The organism is Panacagrimonas sp., assembly GCF_965216805.1.
Classification (GTDB): domain Bacteria; phylum Pseudomonadota; class Gammaproteobacteria; order Nevskiales; family Nevskiaceae; genus Panacagrimonas.
On the sequence record NZ_CBDCGN010000003.1, the window covers coordinates 1,948,269 to 1,966,234 of the forward strand.

Genomic DNA, 17,966 nt, shown 5'->3' on the forward strand with positions numbered 1-17,966 from the left:
GCGGGGGAGCGTGATGGAAAAAGTGCGAACACTGCTGATCGACGACAACAAGGGCTTCGTGGTGCTGGCGCGGCACCTGTTGGCGACGGTGCCGGAGGTCGACGTGGTCGGTTGCGGCTACGACGGTTATGACGCCGTGCGTCTGGCTGAAGAGCTGCGTCCGGATCTGATCATCATGGACCTGGCCATGCCCGGCATGGGCGGGCTGCAGGCCACGCGGCTGATCAAGGCGCAGGACGCACCGCCGCGCATCGTCATCGCCAGTCACTACGACGACGCCAGCCACCGCGAGCATGCCGCCGGTGCGGGCGCCGACGGCTTCGTCAACAAGCAGGAATTCGAACACCGTATTCCCGAGATTGTGCGCAGCTTCGCGGCGGGGGCCACGCATGCCTGAGTCCAGAGTGCTGGTGGTCGACAACGACGAGTCGCGGGCGCAGGCCATCGGCGCCTGCCTGCAATTCATCGATTACAACCCGGTCCTGATCGATCGCGTGCAGGACCTGAGTCTGGCCGAGCATCGTCCGCAGGATTGGCTGGCGGTGATGGTCGGCGGTGTGGCCGACTGGTCGGGGCTGGATGGCTTCGTGCAATGGCTCAAGCGGGATCGGCTGCATCCGCCACTGCTGGTGCTGCCGCCCAATCACGAGAAAACGGTCTCGGCCTTCGAACTGGATCGCAGCGCCTGTCTGCCGGTGGATTACCCGGTGAAATATGCGCAGCTCAACGAGCTGCTGCGTCGCGCCGGACTGGTGCGCATGGAACAGCAGGCCGCCACCGTACGCGTGGCCGGTCCGTCCGGAACCTCGGTGGCGATCCGGCGCGTCAAGCGGCTGATCGAGCAGGTGGCGCCGCATGACACCACCGTGCTCATCACCGGCGAGTCCGGCACCGGCAAGGAAGTGGTGGCGCGTGCGGTCCATGAAAATTCCGCGCGGCGGGACAAGCCTTTCGTCGCGGTGAATTGCGGAGCCATCCCCGCCGACCTGCTGGAATCCGAACTTTTCGGCCACGAAAAAGGCGCGTTCACCGGCGCCATTACCACGCGGCGCGGTCGCTTCGAGATGGCTGACGGCGGCACTCTGTTTCTGGACGAGATCGGCGACATGAGTCTGCCGATGCAGGTCAAGATCCTGCGCGCGCTGCAGGAGCGCACATACGAGCGCGTTGGTTCCAACCGCAGTCAGCGCTGCGACGTACGCATCATCGCGGCCACCCACCGCAATCTGGAACAGAACATCATCAAGGGCAGCTTCCGCGAGGATCTGTTCTATCGTCTCAACGTGTTCCCCATCGAGATGCCGCCGCTGCGCGAGCGTCTGGACGATCTGCCGCTGCTGATCCAGGACCTCATCCATCACCTGGATCGCAACGGCCACGGCAATGTCGCCCTGTCGTCCGACGCTGTACAGGTGCTGCGCACCTATCACTGGCCGGGCAACGTCCGCGAGCTGGCCAATCTGATCGAGCGCCTGGCCGTGTTGCATCCGCATGCAACCGTGCAGACCGCCGATCTGCCGACTCGCTATCGCCCCGGTATCGCTGCTGTCGCCGCGGCTGCCACGACATCGACCCTGTCCGGCGACACCCCCGCCGGCCCGCTGCCATCAACCGCTGTTCCGCGCCCGGCATCACCACCGGTTCCGGCAATGCAATCGGCGCAAGCCTTGCCGGGAGCCCAGAGCACCATGCCGCTGCGCGGGCTGGAAGGCGCAGAGACGGTGCTGCCGCCCGATGGCGTCAATCTCAAGGACCACATCGAGAACATCGAGCTGGCCCTGATCAAGCAGGCTCTGGCGCAATCCAACGGCGTGGTCGCCCATGCCGCCAAGCTGCTCAATACGCGTCGCACCACCTTGGTGGAAAAGCTACGCAAGTACGGGCTCACGCGCGAGCTGGGTGCTGACGCCGAAACCGGTGCTTCAGAAACCCAGTCCCCTTGAGCTCGAAAACTACAGCTGGACGCCGATAGCGCGTTCGAACGTTGCACTCTCCGTAAAAACGGTAGTTGGCCACGGATGACACGGATTAAAAATAGCTCTGCTGAGGATCGTTGCTTTACCGGGTTGTTTGACTTGATCGGCGTTGGCAACCAGACGATTTTCAAGCCGTGTCATCCGTGTCATCCGTGTCATCCGTGGCAAATGCTTTTTCCAGGTTTACAGTCGCCAGCAGGCGTTTGACGCCATCTGCGTTAAGTGCTTCTTGTAGGTCGAGGCCGAAAATTTCGCAGAGGCTGTTTCCCGACCCGGAGCGGTGGCCGTTCATCGCAGCTCAGTGGCGCGAGCGGTAAACCTCGTAGAACTCGACTTCCGGCGCCGGCAGATTGCAGTCCGCGAGTATGGACTGAAACGGCGCACTCGCCATCAGCCGTTCGAAGGCTTCCCGCGATTCCCACACGCCGCTGACGAGCATGCCGTCGCCGGTGCGGGCGCAGACATGGCAGCCGAGTTCGGGGATGTTGGCTTCCTCGTAATCGGCGATGCGGTCGTAGGCGGCCAGCAGATGCGCGTGTTCGCCTTTGACCTTCACGGTGATGAATACGGCCATCGTTTGCTCCTGGGCTGATCGCACGCCGATGCTTGAGACAGACGGGTTCTGGGGCGGCGCCGCCAACGTAAGCAATGCCCAAGGTCAGTGGGATAGGCGCAGGTGATGCGCGCCATTCATCGAAGCTGCTTGAGCAGGAACGCATAAGCCAGCGCGTCCATGTAGGCGTGTTGTTCGAGGTTGGCCGCGCCGCCGTGTCCGCCCTCGATGTTCTCGTAGTACAGCGTGTCGTGGCCTTGTTCGAGCAGGCGCGCGGCGAACTTGCGTGCATGCCCCGGGTGCACGCGATCGTCACGCGTCGAGGTGCTCAGAAATACGCGCGGGTAGTCGCGGTCCTTGTGCAGGTTCTGGTACGGCGAGTACTTCGACAGATACGCCCAGTCCGCGGGCAGGTCGGGATTGCCGTACTCGCTCATCCAGCTGGCACCAGCGAGCAGGCGGTGGTAGCGGCGCATGTCGAGCAAAGGTACGCGGCACACCACCGCGCCAAACAACTCCGGTCGCTGCGTCATGACGGCGCCTACCAGCAGGCCGCCGTTGCTGCCGCCGCTGATGCCGAGGTGCTTTGGCGAGGTGATTCGGCGTGCAATCAGGTCTTCGGCCACCGCGATGAAATCGTCGAAGGCGCGCTGGCGATGTTCGCGCAGCGCCGCCTGGTGCCAGGCGGGCCCGAATTCGCCGCCGCCGCGGATATTGGCCACCACGTAGACGCCGCCCTGTTCGAGCCAGGCGGCGCCGGTGGCGGCCTGATAACCCGGCGTCAGCGAAATCTGGAAGCCGCCATAACCGTACAACAAGGTGGGATGGCTGCCGTCGGCGTCAAGTTTGCGCCGGCTGACCTGGAAGTAGGGCACCGCGGTGCCGTCGCGGGAGCGGGCCTGCCGCTGTTCGACGACCAGACCGGTGGTATCGAAGTAGGCGGGCAATTGCTTGAGCAGTTCCTGATCGGTGCGGCCGATGCTGCCTTCCAGCAGGCGTGTGGGGTTGAGGAAATCCTCCACCGTGAGGAAGTAGTCGTCGCTGTGGTCGGGGTCGATGCCTTCGGCCTGAACCTCGGCCAGTTCCGGTACCGCAATCGGTATGCGCTGCCAGCGACCGTCGCTGTAGCGCAGCGCCAGGACACGTCCCCTCACGCTGTCGAGCAGATTGAGCAGCAGACCGTTGCGGGTTCGGCTGTAGCTGTCCAGCGTGATCTGCGGGGTCGGCGCGAACAGCACTTCAAAGCCGCGCTGTCCTTCGATGAAGTCCACCAGCGGAATCGCGATCAGGCTGCCATTGGCATATGTGTGGCCGGTGATGCGCCAGGGGCTGCGCAGATGCAGCAGCAGGTGATCCTGGAACAGCTCCAGCTCCGCATCCTGCGGAACGTCGAGTCGGGCCAGATGGTCGCCGACGCGCAGGACGTACTCGAACGAGAAAAAACTGATCGCGCGGCGCAGGATCTCGCGCTGGCGGTCGGGCTCGTTATAGACCAGCGCATCGACGCCGACATCGCTGGTGTCGCCCGCGTAGAGGGTCTGCGCCGCGTTGATCGGGGTGCCGCGCGTCCATTGCTTGACGATGCGCGGATAGCCGGATTCGGTGAGGCTGCCTGGACCGAAGTCGCTGGCCACCAGCACGCTGTCGGCATTGCGCCAGACGATGTCATGTTTGGCCTCGGCCAGTTGGAAGCCGTCGTCCACGAAGCGTCTGCGCGGAATATCGAACTCGCGCACCACGTGCGCGTCGGCGCCGCCGCGCGACAATTTGAGCAAGCAGCTCTCGTACCGGGGATACAGGCAGGTTGCGCCCTTCCACACCCAGTTCTCGTTTTCGTCGGCTGCCAGGCGGTCCAGGTCCAGCACCGTTTCCCATGCCGGCGCCGCCTTGCGGTATTCCTCGCGCGTGGTGCGTCGCCATATCCCGCGTGGCTGCGCGGCGTCCCGCCAGAAGTTGTAGACCCAGCCCCCCAGCTGTTCGACCGATGGAATGCGCGCTTCGGAGTTGTAGATCCGCAGCAGGCGTTGATACAGCGCGTCGAAGGCTGGCGAGGCCTCCAATTCCTTGCGCGAAATGTCGTTGCGTTCGCGCACCCAGGTCAGGGCGCGGTCGCTCTCGACCTCCTCCAGCCACAGGTAGGAATCGTCAGCGCTGATGGTTGCCGCGCGCGCGCCGGCCACGGCGAACAGGGCCAGCATCGCGGCCTTCCACGGTTTCATCGGCAACCGAGTCCAGAAATGATGATCGGGCCTCAACTTAGCGGCCGCAGTCGCAGGCCGCAAACCTGATCGCAGGCGACGACGGCGGCGCAGCGCGCCACAATGCGGCCATGGCCTACACCTCGCACGTCGGCGTTCGCGGCTATCGCTTTGCGGACCTGCGCGAATTGCTGTCCAAGGCTTCGCCGGAACGCTCAGGCGATCGTCTTGCGGGCATCGCCGCGGTCAGCGCCGAGGAGCGCTGGGCCGCACGCCTGGCCCTGGCCGATCTGCCGTTGACGCGCTTTCTGGACGAGTGGGTGATCGACCCGGGGATCGACGAGGTGTCGGCGCTGATCCAGACCCGGTTCGAGCCCGAGGCCTTCGCGCCGCTGCGTTCGATGAGCGTCGGCGCGCTTCGCGACTGGCTGCTGTCGGACGCCGTGGACGGCAACATGCTGAACTCGCTGGCGTCCGGCCTGATGCCGGAGATGCTGGCGGCGGTGAGCAAGCTGATGCGCAACCAGGATCTGATTCTGGTGGCGCGCAAGGTCCGTGTGCGCACGCACTTTCGCAGCGGTCTGGGCGGCCCCGGCGTTCTTGCGGTGCGCCTGCAGCCCAATCACCCGGTCGACGATGCTCGCGGCATCGCAGCGTCGATACTCGACGGTCTGCTGCTCGGCTGCGGCGACGCCTGCATCGGCATCAATCCGGCCAGCGACGAGCCTGCGCAGCTGGCGTCGCTATGGCGGCTGCTGGACGAACTGATCGCGCGCTTCGAGATCCCTACCCAGTCCTGCGTTCTCGCCCACGTCACCCGCCAGATTGCGGCGATCGAGGCCGGGTTGCCGCTGGACCTGGTGTTCCAGTCCATCGGCGGCACGCAAGCGCTCAACGACAGCTTCGGCGTCAATCTCGAACGGCTGCGCGAAGCGCATGACGCGGTGCGCTCGCTCAAGCGCGGCGACGCGGACGCCAACCTGATGTACTTCGAAACCGGGCAGGGCAGTGCGCTGTCGGCCAATGCCCACCATGGCGTCGATCAGCAAACCCTGGAAGCGCGTGCCTACGCGGTGGCGCGGGAGTTTTCGCCGCTGCTGGTCAATAGCGTGGTCGGTTTCATCGGGCCGGAGTATCTGTACGACGGCAAGCAGATTCTGCGTGCGGCGCTGGAGGACCATTTCTGCGGCAAGCTGCTGGGCCTGCCGATGGGCGTGGATGTCTGCTACACCAACCACGCCGAGGCCGACCAAGACGACATGGACACCCTGCTGACGGTGCTGGGTGCTGCCGGCGTGAACTACATCATGGGCGTGCCGGGTGCCGACGACGTCATGCTCAACTACCAGTCCACCAGCTTTCACGATGCACTGTATCTGCGTCGTGTGTTGGGCTTGCGACCGGCGCCGGAGTTCGAGACCTGGCTGCAGCGCCAGGGCATCGTCGATGCAACCGGCACACCGGCGGCCGACGGTGCGGCCGCCGTGCTGACCGACCTGCGTCGATTCGTGGACGCTGCGAACGCATGAAACGACTGCCCGCTCCAGACGTCAGCACTGCCATCACCGAGCCGGCCGCTGGCTGGAAAGAGCTGGCGGTGTTGACCCCTGCGCGGGTTGCGCTGGGCCGCAGCGGCGTCAGCCTGCCGACCCGCGAGCTGCTGTCGCTCGGGTTGGCGCATGCGCGGGCGCGCGACGCCGTGCACACGCCTCTGGACGTGACCCGGTTGATCGGCGAACTGGTGGCGGACGGCTGGCCCGCCGTGCTGCAGGTTTGCAGTCGCGCCCAGGACCGCGCCCGTTATCTCGCGCGGCCCGACTGGGGGCGCACGCTGTCCGACGCATCGCGGGCCGAGCTCGACCATGCGCACGACGCGCCGGGCGTGCGCGGGGTCGATCTGTTGCTGGTGCTCGGCGATGGTCTGTCGTCCGCCGCTGTGCAGCGTCACGCCCCTGCGCTGCTGCGCGCGCTCAGGCCCCGACTCGGGCATCTGCGCGTGGCACCGGTGGTGGTCGCCACCCAGGCACGCGTGGCGCTGGCCGACGAACTCGGGCAACGCTTCGGCGCCAGGGTCGCGGCCAGCATCATCGGCGAGCGGCCCGGGCTTTCCTCGCCCGACAGCCTGGGCATCTATCTCACCGCGCAGCCGCGCGTGGGTCGCGTCGATGCCGAGCGCAATTGCATCTCCAACATCCACCAAGCCGGAATGAGCTACGACGAGGCGGCGTTGCAATGTGCGGCCCTGATCGAAGCGGCGCTGAATCGGGGCGTGACCGGTGTGGCGCTGGCGGGTCTGTCCGCCGCAGCCGGCGCGGTCCGGGCTTCGCGCGCTAGCGACGCGGCAACGGCCGGCGATCCGGGTCCCAGTTCCGCGGCAGAGCCTCGCGCACTTCCGCGCGACGTGCGGCGAGCCGCGCGCGGTCCTGCGGAGTGAGGCTGGCGATGCGCAGCCCGGCGTCGAGTTGCGACAGGGCACCGCCGGGGTCGCCGCGCAGAAACAGATACGTGGCCATCTGGTAGCTGGCTTCGGCGTTGTTGCCGACATCGCGCGCGGCGTGCGACAGCAGACGGTAGGTGTCCAGCCGCGTGCCAAACGCCTGCTCGTGCGACAGCAGGACCTCGCGCGCCAGTTCCGGCTGGCCGGCATGGATGAGCGCTTCGGCGTACTCCAGCACCGCGGGCGTCCAGCGCGGGTGCAGGTTGAGCGTGCGCAGGTAGGTCGCCAGCGCCGGGTCGGTCTGGCCCTGGCCGGCCTGGATGGACGCCTGCAGCAGACCGAGATTGGCCTGGCGCGGATAGCGGTCGAGGACCGGTTGCAGTGCTTCCATGGCACGCTCGTTCTGGCCGAGCTGATGCAGCGCGAACGCCAGGCCGTAACGATGGGCCGGCGTGTCCTCGCCGGCTTCGATCAGGGCGGAAAATCCGTCGACGGCGTCGCTGGGCTGGCGCGAGGCATACACCTGTGTGCGTGCCCGCATCAGGCCGTACTCCAGCGAGTTGGCGACCTCGCGCTTGGGCATGGAGGCGGCCCGCGCCTGCGCTTCGGCGACGCGCGTGGTGTTGACCGGGTGGGTGCGCAGGAACTCGGGAATGCCCGAGCCGTAGAGACGCGACTGCTGTTCGAGGGTCTGGAAGAAGCCGGCCATGCCGTCCGGGTCGAAGCCGGCCTCGGCCAGCGTCTGGATGCCGATGCGGTCGGCTTCCAGTTCGTGCGCTCGGGTGAAATTGACCTGCCGCTGATAGCTGATCGACTGCCCGGCGGCGACGGCGGCCAGGATCACGTCGGGGTCGGCCGAGCCCGCAATGATGGCCGCCAGCACCGCGGCCCAGGTGGCGATGGTGCTGAGGCCGCCGCTCTGCGCTGCACCGCGCGCGATGTGGCGTTGGGTGACGTGCGCGAGTTCGTGCGCCATCACGCCCGCCAGCTCGCTTTCGGAACTGCTGGCGGTGAGCAGACCGGCGTTGAAGCCCATGTAGCCGCCCGGCAGGGCGAAGGCGTTGATACGCGGATCCTTGACCACGAACAGTTCGAGGTGCTCCGGATTAGTGCCGCTGGCAGCCGCCAGGCGCCAGCCCATCGCGGTCAGGTACTCGGTGAGTTGCGGGTCTTCCAGCAGGTACTCGTAGGCGTAAAGCTGCGCGACCACGCTGGCGCCGAGCCGCGCCTCCTCGGCGGGCGACAGGGCCGAGTCGGCGGGATCGCCGATCTGCGGCAGGTTGAGGTCGCGTGGCAGCGGGATTGCGGTGTCCACCAGCGGCGACTGCAGTGCCGCGGTCGCGGTCTGTGCACGCGCTGCCGTCCACGCGCCGCCGATCAAGGCGGCCATCAACACGGGGACCAGGATGCGGCGCATGGGTACGTTCAGCGGCGAGGACAGGACAGTGTATGCCGCTTGGAGTCGCGTGTCGGAATTTGGTTCAGCCTTGCGCTGACGGCAACCGGGGCGTTCCAGCGCCGACCAAGTCGCGTGTTCCGGGACCCTCCATGCAGGCCGGTTTCAGGCTGTGTAACCGCCATCGACCGTCAGGCAGGCCCCGGTGACATAGCTGGCGGCGTCGCTGACCAGGTAAAGCACCGCGGGTGCGATCTCCTCCGGCAGGGCCATGCGTTGCAGCGGAACCTGACTCAGAAATCCCTTCAGGACGGCTTCCTGGCGTGTCAATGCGGAGGCGAATTTGGTGTCGGTCAGGCCGGGTAGCACTGCGTTGACGCGCACGTGCCAGGGGCCGCATTCCTTGGCAAACGACTGGGTCATGTTGATCACCGCCGCCTTGGTGATGGAGTAGATGCCCTGGAACATGCCGGGGCTCAGCCCATTGATACTGGCGATGTTGACGATGGCGCCGCCACCCTGCGCTTTCATCATTTTTGCCGCAAGCGACGACAGCTCGAAGTAACCCTTGACGTTGACCTGCAGGGTCTTGTCGATCATGCCGGCATCGGTATCGGTGACGTGGCCGAAGTAGGGATTGGTGGCCGCGTTGTTGACCAGGATGTCCAGTCTTCCGAGCTCGGTGGCGATGCGCTCCACCAGATGTTTGAGCGCTGCAGAATCACCTTGGTGCGCAGCGATCGCCGTGGCCCGGCCGCCGTTGGCGCCGATGTCCTGCGCTACGCGATCCAGCTCTTCCTGCTTGCGGCTGGCCAGCACCACGTGGGCGCCCTGGCCGGCCAAGAGCCGGGCGGTGGCCTCGCCGATACCACGCGATGCGCCAGTGACCAGTGCCACGCGGCCGGTGAGGTCGAACAGTCGGGTTGTCATCCAGTTTCTCCGGTCAACGGCAACGAAGGACAATGCTTCATGCCAAGGCGATCGATCACCACCAAGAAAAAGGGCCGGACGCGACGTCCGGCCCCGATTCCGACAGCCGCGGATACCGGCCGTTGGCGATACAGCTGGGCCGGTCTCAGGGCACGAATACCGGACCGCTGGACGCGGCCGACAACGCCCGATCGTTCTTGTCTTTCAACCCGTCGCCGACTTCCACCGTATACAGGCCCGGATCGGCACTGAACAGCAGCATGCGCGGGTTGGAGGCAACCAGCCAGCGGCCGGAAACGGTCTTGCCGTTTTCGTTCTTGACCTTGATGTTGGCGTTCGCACTTTCGGGCGTCGCGAACTCGCCGTCGAACAGCAGCGCGATGGCCTTGGTGAACGAGGCTTCGCCCGCGTACACCAGGTTCAGCTTGCCGGCGGTCGCGGCCGGCCACCAAGCCTTCTTGATCTCCGGCGGCGCCACACGCGGCTTGGGAGCCGGCTTGGGTGTGGCGGGTTTGGGCTTGGGGGCAGGTGCCGCAGCGGCGGGTTCGGGCGCCTCGGCTGCCGCCGGCTCGGGCTCCGGTGCCGGCTCGGGTTCAGCTGCCGGCGCGGGCTCCGGTTCCGGTGCGGGCTCCGGTTCCGGCGCAGGTTCCGGTGTCGGCTCGGGCGCTGCAGCTGGCGCCGGTTCGGAGGGAGCAGTGTCCGCCGCCGGCTCGGCTTCCGCAGGCGCTGTCTCCGTTGAGGGTTCCGGTGCGGCGGCCACTTCTGTCTCTGGCACTGAATCCTGGGCCATTGAATCGCTTGCGGCCGGCGCGGAGCCCGTGGCGTCGGTGGCGTCGGCGCTGCCGCCGGGGTAGCCGCCTGCAACCACCGTCGTAGGTGCTTCGCCCGAGTCGGTCAGACCGGTCGCACAGGAGCCGCCGGTGCCTTCCGCCGCAGCAAACTCGGCTGCCGGGCCGGTCGCCTGGACCTCGCTGGTATCGGTGACAGCGGCGCTGTCGTCCATCGGCGCGGCTTCGCTACCGGAATCGTCTGCAGCGACCGGTTCCGCGGGCGCGCTTGCGTCGGGCTCGGCCGGCGCAGATTCGGATGTCGTATCCGCTTGCGCAATTTCCATCGCCGGCTCAGCCGCAGGGGCCGCTTCGGCCGCGGGCGTCGCCTCGGCGCCATCGATTGTGGCGGCGACGGGTTCGCCAGGGGTGTTGACGCCGGCCACGGCGCAGGAGCCGCCGGCGCCTTCGGGCACACCACCTGCGGTGGCGAGTTGAGGGGTGGGCGCGGGTGCAACTTCGGCCGCGTCGCCGTTGGCATCGTCGCTTTGCTCGGCGGGCTCACCGCTGGTGGCGTCAGGCGTCACCGCCTGTGCAGCGGCCGGCACGTCTTCGGCCACCGGGTCGACCTCTGCCGGCGCTGTTTCTTCTGGAGCTGCTTCGGCGGCGGTCGCATCGCTCATGCTGCCTTCGGTATCTGCCGCCGCGACCTGCAGAGCCGGCTCCGCGGTTTCGCCGCGGGTCTCGATGGAGGTGTCAAACACAGAATCCGGGCTCAAGCTTTCCGGGTGACCTTCCTGGGCCTCCCCGATCGGCGCCACCAAGCTGAGACCTACGGACGTGAAGATCGCCACTCCGATGGTCGCCGCGGTCAGCACCAGCGCCTTGCCATTCATACCCCTCTCCATGCAATAACCCCGTTATCGGGCGCCGCTGGCTCCGATTGGCCGCAACGCAATCCTTTGTTGTCTACATCGCAACAGCCCCGAACTATCCCGCAGGGGCTGGTCGGCCGTCAATGTGCGTCGCTGTCGTCAGTGTGGCTGCAACATGCGGGCTCGTAAGCTCGTGCCACTACGCATGCGCACCATACGCCGGTGCATGGCGGCGAACGATATTCCCACTTGCAGGATTTCCGATGAGCGACCGATATCTCGAGTTCACGCACTCTGCGTTCGGCAGGCAACTCGCCTCGATGATGGGGCTGCCGTCGCCGCCGCACTTGCGTCGGGCGGTCGGCGGGTATAGCGAACAGCCGCTGGAAAGCCGCGCCACCCTGATCGGAGGTGCGCCGAACGCGCAGTGGGGTGAGGCGGTGCTGGCGGCGCTGTCCGGTATGGGCGCCGACCTTTACGTGGCACCCGAACACAACGGCCTGGCGCCGATCAAGTTTGCTGCGACCAAGCTCGGCGTGACCCTCAAGGGTGAGCCCTCGGGCGAACGATTTGTGCCGCAGGCCTTCGTCTTCGACGCCAGCGGGGTGGATTCCGCATCCGCTTTGCGGACGATCTACGATTTTCTGCAGCCCCGCATTTCGCGACTGGCCGCCCATGGTCGCGTGCTGGTGTTGTCGCGCGCGCCGCGCGAGCTGTCGGCGGTCGGCGAACGCACTGCCGCCAGCGCACTGCGCGGTTTCGTGCGGTCGCTGGGCAAGGAGATCGGACGCAAGGGCGCCACCGCAAATCTGGTGGAGGTCGGGAACGACGGGCAGAACAATCTGGCCGGCGTGCTGCGGTTCTTTCTGAGCGAACACTCGGCGTTCGTGACCGGCCAGACCTTGGTCCTGGGCGCCGGTGGCGCGCCGCTGTCGCAGTTCGGTCAGAGCCTGTTCGGCAAGCGCGCGCTGGTGACCGGCGCAGCACGCGGTATCGGCGCGTCCATCGCGCAGACCCTGGCACGCGAGGGCGCGCAGGTCATCGGCATGGATCGGCCGCAGGAGGAAGGCGCGCTGGGCGAATCGATGAGCCGCATCGGTGGACGCGGGCTGGCCCTGGACGTGACCGCGGCCGACGCGGCCGAGCGCATCGTGAGCGAATGTGGCCCGCTTGACGTGGTGGTGCACAACGCCGGTGTGACCCGCGACAAGATGCTGCGCAACATGGCGCCGCATCTGTGGGACATGGTGCTGGACATCAACCTCGGCGCCATCGTGCGCATCAATGAGCGCCTGCTGCAGGACGGCCTGGCCGATGGCGCGCGACTGGTGTGCATCTCGTCCATCGGCGGCATCGCCGGCAACGCCGGCCAGACCAACTATGGTGCCACCAAGGCCGGCATCATCGGCTACGCCGAAGCGCTGGCACCCGAGCTGGCGCGTCGTGGCGGTGCGATCAACGCGGTGGCGCCGGGTTTCATCGAAACGCAGATGACGGCCGCCATGCCGCTGGTCAATCGCGAGGTGGGCCGGCGGCTGAATTCGCTGTCGCAGGGCGGACTGCCGATCGACATCGCCGAAGCGGTGACGTTCTTCGCCTCGCCGTTGTCGACCGGGGTCAACGGTCAGACCTTGCGCGTGTGTGGGCAGAATTTCGTCGGCGCGTAAGGCGGAATTCCGGACCGCAAGGGTGGAGAGCGGCTGGCGCATAGACCCCGCGTCGACGCCATCTGCCCTACCATTGCGGCCCGTGAAACCGACGACCCCTTTGCCTGACACCATGAGCGAGCTGCAACGCATCGCCCAGGCGCGGCTACCCACGCCGTTCGCCGAATTCAACATCCAGGTCTATGCGACGCCCGATGCCAAGGAGCACGTGGTGATTTCGCTGGGCGATCTGACCACCGGCGAGCCGCCGCTGGTGCGCGTGCATTCCGAATGCCTGACCGGCGATGCGCTGTTTTCGCTGCGCTGCGACTGTGGCTTCCAGCTCAACGCCGCGCTGTCGGCCATCGCGCAGGCGGGGTGCGGCGCGGTGCTGTACCTGCGTCAGGAAGGTCGCGGCATCGGGCTTGGCAACAAGATTCGCGCGTATGCGCTGCAGGATCGGGGCAGCGACACAGTGGAGGCCAATCACCAGCTTGGTTTTCCAGCCGACGCCCGCGAGTACGGCCTGGCGGTGCAGTTGCTGCATATGCTGGGCCTCAAGCGCATCCGCCTGATGACCAACAACCCGCGCAAGCTCGACGCCCTCAACCGCGACGGTATCGAGGTGGTCGAGCGGGTGCCGGTGGAGTCCGGACGCAATCCTTATAACGAGGCCTATCTGCGCGCCAAGGCCGACAAACTGGGTCACTGGCTCAGTCTGCCGTGAGCCGCGCGCCCAAGCTGCCGCAAGACCCGCCGCAGCCGCCGGTGGCCGATGGCCCCGCCGCCTCCACGCCCGCCGCTCGACGTGAAGGCGGTGTGCTGCGCGAGATCAGCCGCTTTTCGGTGTCCACCTACCGGCTGACCCGCGGATTCGGCAGCCTGCTCAAACTCATTGCCGGCGAGCACGATGTCACCCGCGGTGAACTGGCGCAGGCCATCGACCAGGCGGTCGACGGTTTCTATCGCCATCCGCTGATGAGAGGCACCGGGCGCCTCACCACGTATCTGCGCGCCAAGCACCTCATCCCCAACGAACAGTCCACCGAAGAGCTGCTGCGCTATGTAGTGGACCAGGTGCTGTCGCGCAGCCCGGTGCCGGTACCCGAGGCGCTGGTGCAGGAGTTCTGGGATTTCTTCGACGAGCTGTTCTCCACCCCCGAGCTCAAGGGTCTGGGTGAGCTGACGGTGGACATGGTGCGGCTGGTGCTGCGCACCTACGAGCCGCTGTTGGTGGAAGTGATCAACGTGCTCAAGGCCGGACGCCGCTTCAACGAGTGGCAGGTGCGCGAAGTGCTGCGCCGCGCTGGCGTGGTCCGTCATGACCTGACCATCGTGCGGCGCCAGATCAAGGCACTGCGCTACATCCGGCCGTTCTTTCAGACCGACCCCAAGGATTACTCCGGGCAGGCGCAGATCGTCGCGCGCATGGTCGGCGAGTTCGGGCCGTTCTTCGTGAAGATGGCGCAGGTCGCTGCTGCCAACGCCGATTTCCTGCCCGAAGAGATCGCGCGCGAACTGGCGGTGTTCCACGAAGACGTGCCGCCCATGAACCCAGCCGAGGTCGAGCAGGCGTTCATGGAGTGCTACGGCAAACTGCCCAACCAGTTGTTCCTGGATTTCGATGCCAGCCAGCCGGTGAAATCCGGCTCCATCGGCAGCGTCTACTTCGCCAAGAAGCCGTTTCTCGAAGACGGCCGCGAGGTGCTCAAGCCGGTGGTGATCAAGGTCGGTCGCCACAACATCGACCGCGAGTTCGCCATCGGCAAGATGGTGCTGGGGCTGGCCATCATGTCCACCCAGTACTGGGCGCCACATTCGAAACTCACGCCCTTTCTGCGCGCGATGCAGGAACAGGTGGATGAGTTCGTTGCCGGCTTTGTCGAAGAACTGGATTTCGAATCCGAAGCGCACAACCACCAGCGCTTCTACGAGCGCAGCCTGCGCACGCGGCAGTGGCGGGTACCGGAGCTGTACGCACATTCTCACCGCATCCTGGAGATGGAGTACCTGTCCGATGCCGCCAGTCTGACCCGCGCCCTGGCGCGTATGGGCCGGCGCGAACGCAGGCGCTTCCAGGCCCAGGTCGCCGAACGCCTGACTTATGCGGTGTTGCAACACCTGCTCCTCTACAACGAAATGCACGGCGATCTGCATCCGGGCAATGTGATGGTGGGCTCGGACGGTCGGCTGCACCTGATCGACTGGGGCAATGTGGTGGCCCTGGAAGGCAAGCTCGGTCCGGTATGGGATTACCTGGTCGCGGTGCTGCTGGCGGACACCACGCTGATTGCCAATTCGCTGGTGCGCATGTCCACCCAGCCCGAAGAACATGCCAAGCGTTGGGGCGAGATCAAGTCCGCTCTGGACGAAACCCTGATGAAGAAGGGTGTCACGCCGCTGACCGCGCGCAACTTCCTGTTCGAACTGCGCCGCGGCGGCATGGAAGGTCTGCATCGACGTGGGCAGTCGCTGCTGCACCTGATGTCCAACACCCAACAGACCGGCGTGGTGATCAAGCGCGACTACCTGCATCTGTCGCGCGCGCTGTTCGCCGCTGCCGGCAGCTTCGGTTCTCTGTACGAAGACACCTCCAAGCGGCTGCTGGCGCGCGACATGGCCTGGTCGCTGGCGCGGCTGCCGTTGACGGTGACCCAGGACCTGCTGTTCCAACAGGCCAGCAGCTGGCGTCAGCGCCTCGCGCGGCGGCTGCCGCTGCCGGACTTCGTGCGCAAGCGCCTGCGTGGACCGCCCAAGCTCACGCCCAAGCACATCACGCGCGCCGTGCCCAAACCGATCATCCTGCCGCCCGGGTATCGCGACCCGGCCAAGGTGAGCTGAGCGCATGCTGTATCGGCTGGCGCGCAGCGCCCTGTTCAAGCTGGATGCGGAAACCGCGCACGACCTCACTATCGCCAGCTTCCGGCACTCGCCGAAGCTGGCCACCGCAGCCTTTGCCGGCAGTGCGGTGAGCGATCCGGTCGAGTTGCTCGGCCTGCGCTTTGCCAACCGGGTCGGCTTGTCCGCGGGCCTGGACAAGAACGGGGAGTGTCTCGATGCCTGGCAGCGACTGGGGTTCGGCTTTGTCGAGATCGGCACCGTCACGCCGCGACCGCAGCCCGGCAATCCGAAGCCGCGCATGTTCCGCCTGCCGGAGCACGGCGCGCTGATCAATCGGCTGGGCTTCAACAACAAGGGCGTGGATTACCTGCTGGCACGGGTGCGCGAGTCGTCCTACCGCGGCGTGCTCGGCATCAACATCGGCAAGAACGCGGACACACCAATGGCGCACGCGGTGGACGATTACCTGACCGGCCTGCGCAAGGTGCACGCGCACGCCAGCTACGTGACGGTCAATATCTCCTCGCCCAACACCCGCAACCTGCGCGATCTGCAGGACGAGCAGATGCTCAACCAACTGCTGGCGCAGATCGCCGCCGAGCGCGAGGTGCTGGCGCAACGCCAGGGGCGACGTGCGCCGCTGCTGGTCAAGATTGCGCCGGACGTCTCCGGGGGGCAGATCGAAGGGATCGCCTTGGCAGCGCGCACGCACGGCATCGATGGGCTGATCGCCACCAACACCACCTTGTCGCGTGCGGGCGTGGAAGGGCATGTGCACGCCGACCAGGCCGGTGGCCTGTCCGGTGCGCCGCTCAAAGACAGGGCCGACGCTACGCTGCGCGAGCTCAGGACACGGGTGGGCGCCGACTTCGTGCTGGTCGGCGTTGGCGGCATCGCCTCCGCACAGGATGCACTGGCCAAGCGCGCCGCCGGCGCCGACCTGGTGCAGCTGTACACCGGATTCATCTACGAAGGTCCGGCGCTGATCGCGGCCTGCGCCCGTACGCTGGCGGCTTGACGGCGAACGGACCAAACCCTCCGGTACACTGCGAGGCTAGGTTCCTCGATGATGGATCTGCGCCGTCGTCGGCTCTTCCACTGGACTCCAAACACATGCGCACTCTGCTGACGGGCGTTGCCCTTGCCACCGCCCTGCTGGTTTCGGGAACTGCCGGCGCGGTCAATACCGAGGGATACGATGTTCCCTACGGATTGCTCGGCGGCGTCTACGAATTTTCGGACTCCAATCGCGATTCCGACGATGGGGTGGGGTTCTTCGGCGGCGTCGGCTTTCCGCTGAAGAGCCGGCCGGGCGAGGCCGTGGAGCTGACTTTCAAGTCACTCGAGCGCGATCGCGATATCGACGGCCGCAGCGACTATCAGCACAGCCTGTTCGCCAACTGGGTGCGCGATCTCACCCCGCCCGCGGCTTACGGCAAGGTCAAGCCGTTTCTGCTGGTCGGCCTGGGCGCCATCCAGGAAGACGTACGCGGCGACGATCACATTCATGCCGGGCTGGATGCCGGCCTGGGCGCTCTGTTCCCCTTGCCGGTGCGTGGCTGGGCGCTGCGTGGCGAGGCGCTGGCGCAAGCGCAGCTCAACGACGAATCGGTGCCCGACGAGGATTACCTGCTCGACTTTCATCTGCGCCTGTCGCTGCAGATTCCGCTGGACTTCTTCCCGCACGCTGCGCCGCCTGAGCTGCCGCCGGCCGAAGATTGTCCGACCCGCGTGGTCGATCCGGTGACCGGGCGCAGCGACTGCATCTCGGATTCCGATCGCGACGGCGTCGCCGACAACCTGGACCAATGTCCGGGAACACCGACCGGCACGGCGGTGGACAGCAAGGGCTGCATCATCGCCGGTGTGGTGATCGACTCCGACGACGACGGCGTGCTCGACGAAGTCGATGCCTGTCCGGAAACACCCAAGGGCATGATCGTCGACGGTACCGGCTGCCTGATCGATCAGTCGGTGACCCTGCGTGCGGTGAACTTCGAATCGGCGTCGGCCCGGCTCACCGCCGACGCCAAGACCGCCCTGAACGAGGTGGCCCGCACGCTCAAGAACCAGCCCAACCTCAGTGCGCAGATCACCGGCCATACCGACGACGAGGGCAACGACAACTTCAATCTGCTGCTGTCGCAGGAGCGTGCCGAGTCCGTGCGCCAATACCTGGTCGGGCGCGGCATCGCCCCCGCGCGGCTGGTCGCCATCGGCATGGGTGAAGCCGAGCCGGTGGCGGACAATGCGAGCGAGGAAGGTCGCGTTGCCAACCGGCGCGTGGATTTCGCGGTGACGGTGCAGTAGCCGGGTCGATGACGCCGTCCGCAACCCGACCGGAGCC

Annotated in this window: 15 protein-coding genes; 9 read left to right on the plus strand and 6 right to left on the minus strand. The window is 66.5% G+C overall.

Translation table 11 applies throughout. The features are described 5' to 3' along the window. The first annotated feature begins 13 nt into the window (after window positions 1-13). Complete coding sequence (locus ACOOHP_RS21945) at window positions 14-397, plus strand: response regulator (protein WP_420468585.1); 384 nt, start codon at window positions 14-16, stop codon at window positions 395-397. Next, window positions 390-1,943 (plus strand): sigma-54 dependent transcriptional regulator, encoded by a 1,554-nt coding sequence (locus ACOOHP_RS21950; protein WP_420468586.1) that lies wholly within the window; start codon window positions 390-392, stop codon window positions 1,941-1,943. The genes ACOOHP_RS21945 and ACOOHP_RS21950 overlap by 8 nt, the downstream gene beginning before the upstream one ends. Before the next feature lie 160 nt (window positions 1,944-2,103). Here the strand turns inward: ACOOHP_RS21950 and ACOOHP_RS21955 are convergent, their stop codons facing one another. From ACOOHP_RS21955 to ACOOHP_RS21965, 3 genes are all read right to left on the minus strand, one after another. After that, entirely contained in the window at window positions 2,104-2,268 is a 165-nt protein-coding gene (locus tag ACOOHP_RS21955) for a hypothetical protein (protein WP_420468587.1), read from the minus strand. A gap of 6 nt (window positions 2,269-2,274) precedes the next feature. Further along, a complete protein-coding gene (locus ACOOHP_RS21960; protein WP_420468588.1) occupies window positions 2,275-2,550 on the minus strand; it encodes a hypothetical protein in 276 nt (91 codons plus the stop codon). Between the two features lie 116 nt (window positions 2,551-2,666). Beyond that, entirely contained in the window at window positions 2,667-4,748 is a 2,082-nt protein-coding gene (locus tag ACOOHP_RS21965; protein WP_420468589.1) for a prolyl oligopeptidase family serine peptidase, read from the minus strand. A 110-nt stretch (window positions 4,749-4,858) separates the two neighbouring features. Here ACOOHP_RS21965 and ACOOHP_RS21970 point away from each other — a divergent pair, with 110 nt between their 5' ends. Continuing rightward, window positions 4,859-6,256: an ethanolamine ammonia-lyase subunit EutB gene (locus tag ACOOHP_RS21970; RefSeq protein ID WP_420468590.1), complete on the plus strand. Its 1,398-nt coding sequence runs from the start codon at window positions 4,859-4,861 to the stop codon at window positions 6,254-6,256. Further along, window positions 6,253-7,161 carry an ethanolamine ammonia-lyase subunit EutC gene (gene eutC, locus ACOOHP_RS21975; protein ID WP_420468591.1) on the plus strand — a complete coding sequence of 303 codons (909 nt, stop codon included), beginning with the start codon at window positions 6,253-6,255 and terminating at the stop codon, window positions 7,159-7,161. Before ACOOHP_RS21970 ends, eutC begins: the two co-directional genes overlap by 4 nt. Here eutC and ACOOHP_RS21980 read toward each other — a convergent pair. From ACOOHP_RS21980 to ACOOHP_RS21990, 3 genes are all read right to left on the minus strand, one after another. Continuing rightward, the gene (locus ACOOHP_RS21980) at window positions 7,058-8,581 is read right to left on the minus strand and encodes a M48 family metalloprotease (protein WP_420468592.1); all 1,524 of its coding nucleotides are present in this window, start codon (window positions 8,579-8,581) and stop codon (window positions 7,058-7,060) included. The genes eutC and ACOOHP_RS21980 overlap by 104 nt on opposite strands. Window positions 8,582-8,725: 144 nt before the next feature. Beyond that, entirely contained in the window at window positions 8,726-9,490 is a 765-nt protein-coding gene (locus ACOOHP_RS21985; protein ID WP_420468593.1) for an SDR family oxidoreductase, read from the minus strand. Between the two features lie 145 nt (window positions 9,491-9,635). After that, on the minus strand, window positions 9,636-11,153 hold the full coding sequence (locus tag ACOOHP_RS21990; protein ID WP_420468594.1) for a hypothetical protein: 1,518 nt from the start codon (window positions 11,151-11,153) through the stop codon (window positions 9,636-9,638). Between the two features lie 242 nt (window positions 11,154-11,395). Between ACOOHP_RS21990 and ACOOHP_RS21995 the strand changes: the two genes are divergently transcribed. The 5 genes from ACOOHP_RS21995 (at window position 11,396) to ACOOHP_RS22015 (ending at window position 17,929) form a co-directional block, all read left to right on the plus strand. Further along, a complete protein-coding gene (locus tag ACOOHP_RS21995) occupies window positions 11,396-12,799 on the plus strand; it encodes a 3-oxoacyl-ACP reductase (protein WP_420468595.1) in 1,404 nt (467 codons plus the stop codon). Window positions 12,800-12,911: 112 nt separating this feature from the next. Beyond that, on the plus strand, window positions 12,912-13,505 hold the full coding sequence (ribA, locus tag ACOOHP_RS22000) for a GTP cyclohydrolase II (protein WP_420468596.1): 594 nt from the start codon (window positions 12,912-12,914) through the stop codon (window positions 13,503-13,505). Continuing rightward, window positions 13,502-15,619 (plus strand): ABC1 kinase family protein, encoded by a 2,118-nt coding sequence (locus ACOOHP_RS22005; RefSeq protein ID WP_420468597.1) that lies wholly within the window; start codon window positions 13,502-13,504, stop codon window positions 15,617-15,619. The genes ribA and ACOOHP_RS22005 overlap by 4 nt, the downstream gene beginning before the upstream one ends. A 4-nt stretch (window positions 15,620-15,623) precedes the next feature. Beyond that, on the plus strand, window positions 15,624-16,637 hold the full coding sequence (locus ACOOHP_RS22010) for a quinone-dependent dihydroorotate dehydrogenase (RefSeq protein WP_420468598.1): 1,014 nt from the start codon (window positions 15,624-15,626) through the stop codon (window positions 16,635-16,637). A 95-nt stretch (window positions 16,638-16,732) separates the two neighbouring features. Beyond that, window positions 16,733-17,929: an OmpA family protein gene (locus ACOOHP_RS22015; protein ID WP_420468599.1), complete on the plus strand. Its 1,197-nt coding sequence runs from the start codon at window positions 16,733-16,735 to the stop codon at window positions 17,927-17,929. Window positions 17,930-17,966: the final 37 nt, after the last annotated feature.

Coding starts and splice junctions, on each gene's coding strand:
- ACOOHP_RS21950 (WP_420468586.1), top strand. CDS start 390: ATGCCTGAGTCCAGAGTGCTGGTGGTCGACAACGACGAGTCGCGGGCG.
- ACOOHP_RS22015 (WP_420468599.1), top strand. CDS start 16,733: ATGCGCACTCTGCTGACGGGCGTTGCCCTTGCCACCGCCCTGCTGGTT.
- ACOOHP_RS21965 (WP_420468589.1), bottom strand. CDS start 4,748: ATGAAACCGTGGAAGGCCGCGATGCTGGCCCTGTTCGCCGTGGCCGGC.
- ACOOHP_RS21990 (WP_420468594.1), bottom strand. CDS start 11,153: ATGAATGGCAAGGCGCTGGTGCTGACCGCGGCGACCATCGGAGTGGCG.
- eutC (WP_420468591.1), top strand. CDS start 6,253: ATGAAACGACTGCCCGCTCCAGACGTCAGCACTGCCATCACCGAGCCG.
- ACOOHP_RS21980 (WP_420468592.1), bottom strand. CDS start 8,581: ATGCGCCGCATCCTGGTCCCCGTGTTGATGGCCGCCTTGATCGGCGGC.
- ACOOHP_RS21960 (WP_420468588.1), bottom strand. CDS start 2,550: ATGGCCGTATTCATCACCGTGAAGGTCAAAGGCGAACACGCGCATCTG.
- ACOOHP_RS21945 (WP_420468585.1), top strand. CDS start 14: ATGGAAAAAGTGCGAACACTGCTGATCGACGACAACAAGGGCTTCGTG.
- ribA (WP_420468596.1), top strand. CDS start 12,912: ATGAGCGAGCTGCAACGCATCGCCCAGGCGCGGCTACCCACGCCGTTC.
- ACOOHP_RS22010 (WP_420468598.1), top strand. CDS start 15,624: ATGCTGTATCGGCTGGCGCGCAGCGCCCTGTTCAAGCTGGATGCGGAA.
- ACOOHP_RS21955 (WP_420468587.1), bottom strand. CDS start 2,268: ATGAACGGCCACCGCTCCGGGTCGGGAAACAGCCTCTGCGAAATTTTC.
- ACOOHP_RS21995 (WP_420468595.1), top strand. CDS start 11,396: ATGAGCGACCGATATCTCGAGTTCACGCACTCTGCGTTCGGCAGGCAA.
- ACOOHP_RS21985 (WP_420468593.1), bottom strand. CDS start 9,490: ATGACAACCCGACTGTTCGACCTCACCGGCCGCGTGGCACTGGTCACT.
- ACOOHP_RS21970 (WP_420468590.1), top strand. CDS start 4,859: ATGGCCTACACCTCGCACGTCGGCGTTCGCGGCTATCGCTTTGCGGAC.